This window comes from Microcoleus sp. PH2017_05_CCC_O_A (genome assembly GCF_020738785.1).
In the GTDB taxonomy this organism is placed as follows: Bacteria; Cyanobacteriota; Cyanobacteriia; order Cyanobacteriales; family Microcoleaceae; genus Microcoleus.
The window spans coordinates 1-11,042 of the sequence record NZ_JAEQCB010000232.1 but is presented as its reverse complement, the minus strand read 5'-3'; the positions used below and the strand labels follow the sequence as shown (position 1 = coordinate 11,042).

The window sequence follows — 11,042 nt, the reverse complement described above, 5'->3', positions numbered from 1 at the left end:
GAGCTATCTTAAGACTCGCGAGCTATCTTAAGACTCGCGAGCTATCTTAAGACTCGCGAGCTATCTTAAGACTCGCGAGCTATCTTAAGACTCGCGAGCGGGACGCTCGCACTGCACGATAACTAATTAAGATTCAGCCATTTTTGAGCATTAAGCCGCTGGACGACACCAAAGACCATGAGGTCTAGGGTAATCTTGCGCTCGTCTATCAAAAAAGGCTCTAAAGTGCTGGTTTTGGTGTTATTTTCAGCGCAGGAAAATGCTCTTTGACTTTGAATATCTTCTTGAGGAAAATACAAGTTAAATTGGCGCTGACCTTCTTGAAATTTACCAATTACTTGCCAGCAATCTCCGGCGGAACTCATGCCAGCAACGGGGAGTTTTTGCTTGGTCAAACTCACATCTAAATCCTTAACGCCCTGCTTGGTCAAAGCAGTTTGCAAGGCGGGCAAATAATCTTGTTGAATAAATTCCGCAAAGGGCTTGTCTTCAACAGCAGGTGCTTTTTCCTTTTTAGCTTTAGCTGGGGGCTTGTCACCGTCTGGCTTGGCGGCCGCTTTTTTAGCAGCGGGCGCAGGCTTGTCAGCGCTGGGGATGTCGCTGGTTTCCGGAGTGTCGGAACTCGGAGCGTTTTCAGCAGAAAGGGCCTCTGTTTCGGCTTCGCCTGCTGCTGGATTTTTCGGTTCTTCTGCCATTGGTGCTTCCTTTTAAAAAGTGATGAGTTGTTAGTTTTAGTTGTTGTTTCTAATAACCAATAACTAATAACCAATAACTACTAACCGATGACTACTGACTAATGACTGAGGACTATGCTTATTCTAAATCTCAGCGACAGCTCGTTCAATCAAACGGTGGGCGAGAGTTTGAACGCCCGTGTGTTCGTAGTAGTTGGTAGTCATGTCGAGGAAAGCGCCCACGTAGTCCACCTTGTCGGCAGAAATTTCGACAAAACTCTGCAAGTGCCCCATAACGTTTTGGGGAGTCAAACCTCGATCGCTCACAAACGAGCCCATCCAGCCGGAAACCGAGTTAAAGCTTTCGCCGATAAATCCGAGTTGGCCTGCGGGATTACCACCAGGAATCATACCGCCGATCGACTTAAACGCCGGATTGTCTTGCAAATCGCTAGGGGAGAGCTTTTGAATCCAAGACTGAGTAGCCATGATAAAGTCTGGGCCCAGGGGAATCAAACCATCAAAACAAACCAAAGCAGCCATCCGCATCAGGGATTCACCGCCGTAGTCGCCCAAAGCCCCGGCAAAATCGCCGATGCTGTCGCCAGGAATGCCGTTAATTTGGCAAAAAGCGAGTAACTCTGTGACTAATTTTAGAGAAAGGTCGATCGTCTGAGCTTTTTCAGGCTTGGGGGTGAGATTTCCCAGCACGGACAAAAACGGCACATTTTGGGCGACTTTGTTAGCTAGGGCTGCTGTACCGAGGGCGCTAGAGGCACTGTCGATCGTTTGGTAAAGCCAGAGAGCGCGTTGGTAGCCTTCCGATTTATCGTTGTAGAGGGTGATGGCCCGATCGCCAATTTGCTGGATCATATCTTCGTCAGTTTCGCCTGTTACCGTACGAATGGTATTTTCAAAGCCAACTAAATTGTTCCACTCGCCTGGAACAACAAAGTCAAGCGCTCGCAGGGCTTTGACAGTCATGTTGTCTTTAGGCAGTTGATCGACTAATTCAAAGACTGTTTTGCTCACAAAAAACTCCTTGTTGAACAGAAATCAAAGGTATTACTTTTGGTAGATGGCAAGAACTTCACAGTCTGATTTTGGCAGACATAGTTTTGATAGCGCCAGAGCTAGAGTCGGGCGAGAAGTTCGATCTGAGACACTGCTATTTCACACTAGCAAGGCCGCTCAGGTTAAATTTTGACAGCCAAGCTTCGCGCTCGCTAGCGGTAAAAGAGGGATCGCGGGATTGAACTTTGACTTGATAGCGATTTGCCACTAAAACAGCAGTGATGTTAGCGCCCTGACTGACAGCGGGATAGCCGCTAATTTGCTTGGTGCTTTGCTGGAATTTGGCTCCGGCGCTGGGGTTGCCGGCGATGTCGTTAATCGAAAGCACCGCGACATTTTTACCGCCTTTGTTCAGTTTAGCTTCAGCAAAACCGGATTTTTCTTGAGCGAAAACGCGATCGAATCCGCCGCCAGCAGACGGGAAGTATTTATTTAACTTACCGCCTGCAACTGCCTTCTTGGGCAGGTTTTGATTACTAGCAGTGGATTTGTCAGCATTTGTCTGCTTGGCTTTAGTCGATTTTTGGGTGCTTTCCTGCTGGGCTTTGTCCCAGCGGGAGGGGGGCTGATTCTGACCGCAGGAAGTCACGAGCAGCAGTACCGAGATCAGAAATGGAGCTAAGATTCGGCGTGCGGGGGGAAATTGCATCGCTCTCTCCTCATTAGTAGGTTTCCATAACAATTGTGGCTCACAATTTACCAATTTGTCTTCCCCGAGCGAGTGATTTGTGTCCTTTGCGAAAAAATCCTCTGCCCGCAGGCAGAGGATTTTTTGCAATTGCGAGTTTTGAAGGAAGAAGGGCGTTGCTGAATCAAGATATGAATGCCCCAGGAATGGGAATATCATCAAATTTTAAGTAATGTATTAATAACTTAATAGAATGCTTGAGCATTTCCTCACATTTAGAATAACAAAGAGTTTTGCGATGTAGCCTAGCTGGCGGAATGTCTTAGCCTTGTATTTTCCCCTTCGACTCGTGTCATATAAGTCTTACTAACAATCTGATCTCCATCAGGAATAAACCTGGGATATACAGACCATCCATCAGTTACATAAAAGTAGCATTTCCATTCACTTACTTTGTCCCATAATGGTTCAAATGTCTTAGCGCTATGATCCCCTAATACCCATCCTAAAATCCCTGGTTTAAAGTGGTCAACCGCTGTCCACAGCCAGATCTTGTCTGTCTTTTTTTTTACATAAGTTTGTAATTCATCAAGCTCACCAACTTCTGGAATGACTTCAGGGTCATAAACATCTGGTAACAGTTTCCCGACTTGTTTTACCCAATTCATTACCGTGGTATGATGAACTCCCTTAACTCGTTCTATCGCCCGTAAACCCATACCATTGACATACATTTTTAGGCAATCACGTTTGATGTCTTCGCTATAACCTCGTTGGGGCTCATACTCATTGATGAATTGACGACCGCATTGCACACAAATGTGGTTTTGTTTTCCTTTTTTCTTGCCGTTTTTACGGATATGGGTTGATTTACATTCTGGACATTGCATAAATTATTCCTCCTATTCATACTATAACTCAGCAACGCCGGAAGAAGAAAGAAAGATTGCTCCACAGATCAATTCTGGGGATGAGGTAAAAAAACTAAGTTTTTTGATGGCCAGCAATCTCAAAACAATTTTCGCTGATTTTCCCGAGATTTATCTAGAGGTTTCAGAGGAATTGTCCGTCAATCGTGTTGCTTCGGCCTTCCAACTTAGGTCTTGCTTTGTGGGTAAAGCTGCTATACAAATCCTAGACAAGTCTAGACATTTGCTTCTTACTTCATCGGGGGCATGGGAGCGGCTATCCCTCGGTAAGCTTTGACGCTCTAGCCAAGCGCGATAAATTAATCGCTGCGTTCAAATCCCTGTCCATCGAATGACCGCAACTTCCATAGTTGTAAGTCCTTTCTTTCAGCGGCATATCTTGAATATGTCCGCAGTTTGAACAAGTCTTACTCGAAGGAAACCAGCGGTCAGCAATGATTACTTCACAGCCAAACTTTTGAGATTTATACTCTAGTTGACGTTTGAATTCATAGAATCCACAATCAGCGATAACTCGAAGCTCGCTTGTGATTAGACAGTAACCCAGAAACATTCAAATTCTCTACTACTATCTTTGCGTGGTTTTTGCATAAGTAAGTAGTGATTTGATGGAGAGTATTTTTTCTGAGATTCGCTACCTTAGGAATGAAAATTGAATAATTTAAGCAACTTTGCTTCCCCATTTCTTTTCCAGTAAGGGCTAAGGGGGGGATAGTCGTCTAGGTTATTAAATTTTCATTCCTTAGCATGATGCTTCGCTAGTTTTTGTTTCGCCTTAAATCTATTTCTAGAGCCTCTTGTTTTTTTCGGGATAACTCCTTTGACAGCCTACGCAACTTACTGAGATGCGTTTTGTAATGCTTTGGGTTAGGCAAAACAACACCGGTCGAAAGGGTTGCCAACTCTTTAACTCCCAAGTCAACACCCACAACATCGTGTTGCTTTATAGTTGGCTCTTCTGTTCGTAAGCAAAAGCGATAAACCAACTGTCGGCGGTACGTGAAATAGTGATTGACACGGCACGGTGGTGTGAGGCAATCCGCCCTAGGTTTTTACCCAGCCGATGGTCGGCAACTTTATGGACGTACCACCTACCGGAATTGGTTTGCCACCTGCATCTATCGTGAAAGAATCATGATGCCCCTTCTTCTTGAATTTGGGATATCCACCTTTTTTTGAGAAAAATAAGGAGAAGGAATCCCCAAGATTGTCGAAAGCATATTGAGTTATCTTCTGGCAAATTCCCGCTTCTTTAATCCATGTAAACTCAGGCTTTACATGATTGTTAAAGAATTTCTTGAGTAGGTATTTATTAGGCTTCAATCCATCTTGATCAAGGTTGCTCCAAGTAGCCAATCCCCAGTTATAAGTAAACCTCACTATTCCAGCGTGTTTGCTCATGACTGTTCCCGAAACATCCCAGCGCAAGCGAGTGTCTTTACTGACAATCCAAGGTTTTTTGGGAATCGCGCAGGGTTTGAACAAAATGGTACATCGTAGATTTGTCTACAAGTGTACCACCTTGTCTATTTAATCGCTAGCTAGGTAGTAGCTCAGGCGTCGCTTTCAATGTGAATAAACAACAAACCCATTACCACAACCGGCATCAGCCAGCAAACAACCGGAATCAAAATCCAAGGCAAGAAAGAAGCAGCGTAGGAACCTGTCATATCAAAATCTCCAAACTAAAGTTAGTGTGTGGCAACAGGGATATTTGGGAGTGGAGTCTAATTGTTGACTAAACCCCGGAAAATGGCATCGATGCCGTTAAAGTTTTCGAGTAAGAAGTAGGCAGCAAAGACGCCGCTCATTCCGCCAATGAAGAAACCAGCAGTGAGCTGGCTCCAGCCTTCGCCGGTTTTCAGGGCTTCGGGAGTCATGGGATTGGCGCTCGGGTAGCTGCTATTGTCATTTTTGAAAGAGACTAAACCGTAGGCAGACATACCTGTTGTGCCGAGCAGAACTAAGACGAGGGCTGTAATTAATCCGCCGAGATTAGCTGCTTCTGGATAATCCCGCAGTGGGCCTAAGACGATTTGGGGGCCGACAAGGAAATAACCGTGTGCCAAACCGATTTCTAAACCTCGAACTAGGGGTGAGAGTCCTTTGCGGTAGGCGGGCAAATTCCCAATGAATGCTTGTGTGAAATCAGAAGCACTGATGGGAGTTGCGAGATGACCCGTGAAGGGGTCGCCGTTAAAGGGTTTAATAAGCTCTGCATCTCTGGGATCGGCCATATTCTCTTTTTCCTCGCTGTGCGTAAAAATTGAGGCGTTCAAGTCATATTTTACGCAGGGACGTGTTTCCTATTTGCATAATTGGCAGCTAGCTTTAGAAAAGTTCACTATTCTTTAGTTTTGGGAAGAATTTTTCTTTTGTCTCCTATACCAGAAAGCGAGTCGATCGGGCGACACTCCGAAAAAATAAGCAATAATTACTATTTGATTGATGGCGGTGGTTTTGAGTACCCCAAGCTGCTGCCAGCGGCGGGCGGATGTCAACACGGGCTCGGGTACGATTTGGATGCAGCCTTGTTTTTTCAACCGGCGTACAAATTCAAAGTCTTCCATGAGGGGCAAGTCAGGAAAACCGCCGATTTGGTCAAAGATAGCTGAATAAAGAAAAATGGCTTGATCGCCGTAGGGCATTTGCAGAAAGTGCGATCGGCAGTTTACTCCTATTTCTACGAGCAGCAGACAGAGCGTGCGGGCATCAATCTTGAGTTCAAAGGCCCCGGCGACTGTTTGGGGTTTGGCTAGTGCAAGGCGTGCGCCAGAGTCGTAGCCGGGAGGCAAAAGAGTGTCTGCGTGGAGAAACAGCAGAATATCTCCAGTAGCCAAGGCCGCACCTGCATTCATTTGAGTGGCGCGGCCTTGGCTACTGGAGACAACTCGGACGCCCAAAGATGTTGCTATTTCTGCGGTACCGTCGTTGCTGCCGCCATCGGCGACGATAATCTCAACATTTTTGGCATTTTGGGCGGTGGAAATGACTGAGGCAATTGTAGCTGCTTCGTTTAAGACGGGAATGATAATGGAAATTTTGAGATTGAGATTTTCGGGCGGCATAGAGAATCGATCACCGCTGGAGAGAGAGAGGGCGGGTTTTGTACAAAGCTTATCTGTTATTTCAACAGGTAGCGACAGTTTGATGGCTGACACATGGGGCGGATAGAAACCGGGTTTCTACGAATTTTACTCTCTGGTCACGATAAATATACGAAGAAACCGGGTTTCACTCTTGTCGCAAAGTGCGATCGCGAACTTGCCTTTTGAGTTCCTCGTCTGAAACCCTTGATTTCCCGCAGGTAATTCCTGTGTCTGGCAAGCGTTGCCCTCGTTCTCGATCGCCTTGAAACCCTGATTCTAAGATTGACAATCAAAAACTGTCCCTAGTTTGATTATTTACTAATTTATTTGCTAATTTTTGGCTTTTTCTCGCGCTTGCGACTATTGTCGCAAGCGCTGTCTAACCGCTGCATTTGGTTAGACAAATACATTTACTATAGTATGACGTTGTGGTTTCACAATCAAGTATTTTTTATGATTTATAGATGACAATTTTTAATGAATCAGAGAAGTTAAATATAGTTTATTTATTTCAAAATACTAATATCTAAACGCAGCAAATCCTCCGGCAAATCTATGTCTGCAAGAGTGGGAAGATAAGCAATATTGAGGTCAAGATTTTGGGCGATCGCCTGCGTAGAAGAAAATACCTCACTGGTTCCCCACTTAATTCCGCTGAACAATTCCGGTATCGATCGGCGCAGCCCGATTAGATAATAACCGCCGTCTGTTGCCGGGCCCAAAACTAAATCGTGCTGGCTCAGTTTGTCAAAAGCTTGTGCCATGATTTCTGCTTTCAGATCGGGACAATCAGTTCCTATAATTGCAGCTTTGTCAACCCCTGAATTAAAAGATTTTTGAAACGCTGCTGTCATTTTTGCCCCCAAATCGCCGTCTATTTGATTTTGATAAATAATATCTGTTCCCAACCAGTCTTGCATCTGTTGTTGGCTACCGCTTGTGTGGTGAATTTCCACTGATAATCGGCGGGAGTTTTGAAGAGAGAGGGCGCGGGCGATCGCCTTTTGTGCCATCAATCGGTGCAGGTTGGCAGCACCTGTTTTTCCCAGCACAGGAATTAGTCGAGTTTTGGCTTTGCCCGCTTCGGGATAGCGGGTGAAAACAATCAGTTTTTCGGAAATCATAGATTATTCATAATTTTTAAAGAAATGACCTAATGCAGTCCCGGACGCAGGGGGGGCTAAAAACCCGGTTTCTGCGCCGCCTGCGTCCACAATAATTTTTCGGAGAAACCGATTTTTTCGCGTCCGCGATTACTAATTTAATCCCTGGATTCAACCCATCCTAAAACACTGTCAACTGTCAACTGTCAACTGTCAACTGTCAACCGTTAGCTCATTTCTAGCATTCGCTGGATAGGTTGCAAGGCTGCTCGTTGCAGTTCTTGAGACATAGTAATTTCGGGGGTTTGATTTTTCATAGCTAGATACAATTTTTCCAAAGTATTTAATCTCATGTGCGGGCATTCGTTGCAAGCACAGGTATTATTGTTAGGAGGAGCGGGGATGAAGTGTTTGTGCGGTGTTTGCTTTTGCATTTGGTGAATGATTCCCGGTTCAGTTGCGACAATAAAAGCTTGGCTGGCACTGGATTGAGAATATTTGAGCAAAGCGGTGGTTGAACCGATATAATTGGCGTGGCGAAGTACCGGAGGTTCGCATTCTGGATGGGCGATGATTTCGGCTTCGGGATTTTCGATTTTGAGTTGAACTATCTTTTTTTCTGAAAAGTTTTCGTGGACGATGCAGGCTCCTTGCCAGAGTTCCATGTGTCTGCCGCTTTGTTCGATGACGTAACGGCCGAGATTGCGATCGGGCCCAAAAATTATCGGCTGATTTTCGGGAATTTGGTTGACAATTTTGACGGCGTTGGAGCTGGTGCAAATTATGTCGCTCATTGCCTTGATTTGGGCGGTACAGTTAATGTAGGAAATAACTAAATGGTCTGGGCGATCGGCTTTGAAAGCTGCAAAGGCTTCGGGCGGGCAACTGTCGGCGAGGGAACACCCAGCATTTAAGTCTGGTAGCAATACTAATTTGTGGGGATTGAGGATTTTTGCGGTTTCTGCCATGAAATGAACTCCGGCAAAAACTATGACATCGGCGTTGGTGTTGGCGGCTTTGCGGGCAAGTTCGAGGGAGTCGCCAATGAAGTCTGCGATGTCTTGAATGTCGGAGTCTTGGTAGTAGTGGGCGAGAATGACGGCGTTCAACTCTTGTTTGAGGGCGTTAATTGCTGCAAACAAGTCGTCGGGCAGTCTGGTTTGGGTCAAGTTTTGAGCAGGTGCGGTGGTAAACACAGTTAAAATATTCCGGGGAAGGTGGCGGCTGGACTTAATATTTTGAATTATAGTTGAATTCACCAAAAACGGTGGTAAGCGGGTGGTTGGGTTGAAATAATCTAAAATCTAAAATCTAAAATCTAAAATTGGCTGGGGGAGAGTGCAAAAATTGGTCGCTGTTTCTTATGCTGAAGAAGAAGGGGCTAGGGATCGATCGCGCATGACAAATCAAATGAATCAGACTAAATCTATCAAAATTGCGGTGGTGGGGGACGTTCACGATCGCTGGGAAGCGGAAGACGGCGAGGCCCTGAAGCATCTTGGCGTTGATTTGGCGCTGTTTGTGGGGGATTTTGGGAACGAGTCGGTGGAGGTGGTGCGGGCGATCGCATCTTTGGACATTCCGAAAGCAGCAGTGTTTGGGAACCACGACGCTTGGTACACGGCGACGGAGTGGGGCCGCAGTCAGTGTCCGTACGATCGCGCCGTTGAGAATCGGGTAAAACAGCAGTTAGATTTAATGGGAGAAGCCCACGTCGGTTACGGGAAACGGGATTTTCCCGAATTGGACATAACGGTGGTGGGAAGCCGCCCGTTTACTTGGGGAGGTTCGGAGTGGAAGTACAACGATTTTTATTCGGAGTGGTTTGGCGTAGAAAGTTTTGAGGAGTCGGCGAGGCTAATTGCAGGGGCGGCGGCAGATGCGGACTGCGAAAATGTGATTTTTCTTGGTCACACGGGGCCGACGGGGCTGGGAGAGGCTGCTGAAGACCCCTGCGGGCGTGATTGGAAGCCGCTGGGAGGGGATTGGGGCGACCCGGATTTTGCTGAGGCGATCGATCGAACTCGCAGCGCCGGAAAGCACGTACCGCTGGTAACTTTTGGTCATATGCACCATCAACTGCGACATACTAAGCACGAGTTGCGGAAGTCAGTGGTGAGTGCGAAGGGTACGGTGTATTTGAATGCGGCCAGCGTACCGCGAATTATTGTGGAGAGAGAGTGCTCGAAATTGCGGAATTTCTCGATCGTCCTGCTGGAAAAAGGAACAGTGTCGGAAATGTCTTTAGTCTGGGTAGGGGAAGATTTCGCGGTGCAAAGAGAACAAATTCTTTACCGGCAGACTGAATCTGCTACTGCTTGTAGTTAGCGGCAATTGCTGGTATGATAAAATCTATGCGCCTGGAGAGGTGGCAGAGTGGTCGAATGCGCCTGACTTGAAATCAGGTGAACTGAAAGGTTCCGTGGGTTCAAATCCCACCCTCTCCGTTTTTGACAACTACGAAAAGAACTGGCAAAAAATCACCCCTGCGGGGGTGATTTTGCTTACCATGTAATTTTTCTAGCCAACTTACTCGATTTAAGCGGTTTCCTCATCCGCCGGATCGCCGTAGGGATCTTCGCTGGCGGGGGTCAGATTGCCGAACATTCCAGCATCCGCGTAGGAGTCGGCAAAATTTGTTTGTTGGTGGGCTGCCCAAAGCGAAGTGAAGCAGCCGGACGGGGCGAGTCCGAAACCCAAAGCAGCACTGGTGAGGGAGAGAAGGCGGGATTTATCAGTCCGGCGGGATTTAACTGCGCCTCCGTGCTTGTCTGAAATGGTGGCAATTTTTTTGTGGAAATTCTGGAGATGTCGATCGCACTGCTGTATGAATAATTAACCGAGATAGAAAGCCACAGTGGCTTTTCAGAATTTTTATGAAAATCCAAAATATAATTACTGCTGGATTGTCGATCGCCCTTTTATTGGCTGCAACCAAATATATACCTGATTTTAACCAGCAAAACCAAGTCAAGCAACTGCTGGAGACCAAACAGTGTCCCGAATGCAATCTCAGCAATGTCAACTTGAAGGGAATGGACTTACAAGGATTTAACTTGCAGGGAGCCAACCTAGAAGGTGCTAACTTATCAGGAGCAAAACTGGCGAATGCTAACTTAAAAAATGCCAACTTGAATAAAGCCAACCTGACAGGTTCTGATTTGGGATGTAGCGGCATAAGTTTCAATCTTGATACTAATGGTCAAGCAGCAAATATGGATTTTAAAGTTAGTGCCGTACCCGAAAAGAATAACCCAGAAAATGCAGTAGTTGGTTTTAACATGAAATCAACAGACCGAGGAACCACAATGCGTTTCAATCTTCCGGGATGCGCGGATTTCGAGAATGCTACAATGCAGGAAACTAAAATGCCCGATGGCAACATTCATCCTTAATTATCTCCAGTTATCTCCTTGAACCCTCGGCGATTGAAATCGCTTCTACACATACGAAGTCCGCCTGCGCGGACTAAGAAATAATATCAATTCCGGTTGCACCGGAATGACAAGCGAGGAGACTCAAGATGCCGTTTCCCTACCCCAGAT

General features: G+C 46.2%; 16 protein-coding genes and 1 tRNA gene. 3 read left to right on the top strand and 14 right to left on the bottom strand.

Annotation, left to right across the window (positions count from 1 at the left end; translation table 11 throughout):
- Positions 1 to 122: 122 nt before the first annotated feature.
- The 13 genes from JGK20_RS32235 to nadA all read right to left on the bottom strand — a co-directional run bounded on the left by JGK20_RS32235 (position 123) and on the right by nadA (position 8,693).
- Positions 123 to 695: a DUF2996 domain-containing protein gene (locus JGK20_RS32235; protein WP_293187126.1), complete on the bottom strand. Its 573-nt coding sequence runs from the start codon at positions 693 to 695 to the stop codon at positions 123 to 125.
- Between the two features lie 123 nt (positions 696 to 818).
- Positions 819 to 1,706 carry a hypothetical protein gene (locus JGK20_RS32230; RefSeq protein ID WP_293187127.1) on the bottom strand — a complete coding sequence of 296 codons (888 nt, stop codon included), beginning with the start codon at positions 1,704 to 1,706 and terminating at the stop codon, positions 819 to 821.
- A 136-nt stretch (positions 1,707 to 1,842) separates the two neighbouring features.
- Positions 1,843 to 2,397, bottom strand: a complete 555-nt coding sequence (locus JGK20_RS32225) for a hypothetical protein (protein WP_293187128.1) — start codon at positions 2,395 to 2,397, stop codon at positions 1,843 to 1,845.
- Between the two features lie 163 nt (positions 2,398 to 2,560).
- Positions 2,561 to 3,266 (bottom strand): IS1 family transposase gene (locus tag JGK20_RS32220; RefSeq protein WP_293189586.1). Its coding sequence is split into 2 segments (ribosomal slippage): positions 2,561 to 2,686 and positions 2,688 to 3,266, totalling 705 coding nucleotides; the frame shifts between segments, so codons are not numbered across the junction.
- Positions 3,267 to 3,561: 295 nt separating this feature from the next.
- On the bottom strand, positions 3,562 to 3,858 hold the full coding sequence (locus tag JGK20_RS34725; RefSeq protein ID WP_363319284.1) for a zinc ribbon domain-containing protein: 297 nt from the start codon (positions 3,856 to 3,858) through the stop codon (positions 3,562 to 3,564).
- Positions 3,859 to 4,063: 205 nt separating this feature from the next.
- Complete coding sequence (locus JGK20_RS34720) at positions 4,064 to 4,291, bottom strand: transposase (RefSeq protein WP_363319285.1); 228 nt, start codon at positions 4,289 to 4,291, stop codon at positions 4,064 to 4,066.
- A gap of 58 nt (positions 4,292 to 4,349) precedes the next feature.
- Positions 4,350 to 4,706, bottom strand: coding sequence for a helix-turn-helix domain-containing protein (locus JGK20_RS32215; protein WP_293201336.1), 357 nt, complete (start codon positions 4,704 to 4,706; stop codon positions 4,350 to 4,352).
- Positions 4,707 to 4,858: 152 nt separating this feature from the next.
- A complete protein-coding gene (locus JGK20_RS32210) occupies positions 4,859 to 4,975 on the bottom strand; it encodes a photosystem I reaction center subunit VIII (protein ID WP_293148481.1) in 117 nt (38 codons plus the stop codon).
- 57 nt (positions 4,976 to 5,032) lie between these two features.
- Entirely contained in the window at positions 5,033 to 5,542 is a 510-nt protein-coding gene (locus JGK20_RS32205) for a photosystem I reaction center protein subunit XI (protein ID WP_293148482.1), read from the bottom strand.
- 114 nt (positions 5,543 to 5,656) lie between these two features.
- Entirely contained in the window at positions 5,657 to 6,373 is a 717-nt protein-coding gene (locus tag JGK20_RS32200; protein ID WP_293233523.1) for a TIGR04283 family arsenosugar biosynthesis glycosyltransferase, read from the bottom strand.
- Between the two features lie 166 nt (positions 6,374 to 6,539).
- Positions 6,540 to 6,683 carry a hypothetical protein gene (locus tag JGK20_RS32195; protein ID WP_293187132.1) on the bottom strand — a complete coding sequence of 48 codons (144 nt, stop codon included), beginning with the start codon at positions 6,681 to 6,683 and terminating at the stop codon, positions 6,540 to 6,542.
- A gap of 217 nt (positions 6,684 to 6,900) precedes the next feature.
- Entirely contained in the window at positions 6,901 to 7,518 is a 618-nt protein-coding gene (locus JGK20_RS32190) for a TIGR04282 family arsenosugar biosynthesis glycosyltransferase (RefSeq protein ID WP_293208950.1), read from the bottom strand.
- A 206-nt stretch (positions 7,519 to 7,724) separates the two neighbouring features.
- Positions 7,725 to 8,693, bottom strand: coding sequence for a quinolinate synthase NadA (gene nadA / locus JGK20_RS32185; RefSeq protein ID WP_293187137.1), 969 nt, complete (start codon positions 8,691 to 8,693; stop codon positions 7,725 to 7,727).
- 214 nt (positions 8,694 to 8,907) lie between these two features.
- Between nadA and JGK20_RS32180 the strand changes: the two genes are divergently transcribed.
- Together JGK20_RS32180 and JGK20_RS32175 are read left to right on the top strand one after the other, a co-directional pair.
- Positions 8,908 to 9,825: a TIGR04168 family protein gene (locus tag JGK20_RS32180; RefSeq protein ID WP_293233525.1), complete on the top strand. Its 918-nt coding sequence runs from the start codon at positions 8,908 to 8,910 to the stop codon at positions 9,823 to 9,825.
- Between the two features lie 34 nt (positions 9,826 to 9,859).
- Positions 9,860 to 9,944: transfer RNA gene (locus JGK20_RS32175), tRNA-Ser, on the top strand.
- Between the two features lie 144 nt (positions 9,945 to 10,088).
- Here the strand turns inward: JGK20_RS32175 and JGK20_RS32170 are convergent.
- Positions 10,089 to 10,385, bottom strand: a complete 297-nt coding sequence (locus tag JGK20_RS32170; RefSeq protein WP_293233521.1) for a hypothetical protein — start codon at positions 10,383 to 10,385, stop codon at positions 10,089 to 10,091.
- Here JGK20_RS32170 and JGK20_RS32165 point away from each other — a divergent pair.
- A complete protein-coding gene (locus tag JGK20_RS32165; RefSeq protein WP_293187135.1) occupies positions 10,374 to 10,892 on the top strand; it encodes a pentapeptide repeat-containing protein in 519 nt (172 codons plus the stop codon). The two genes, JGK20_RS32170 and JGK20_RS32165, sit on opposite strands and share 12 nt — an antisense overlap.
- Positions 10,893 to 11,042: the final 150 nt, after the last annotated feature.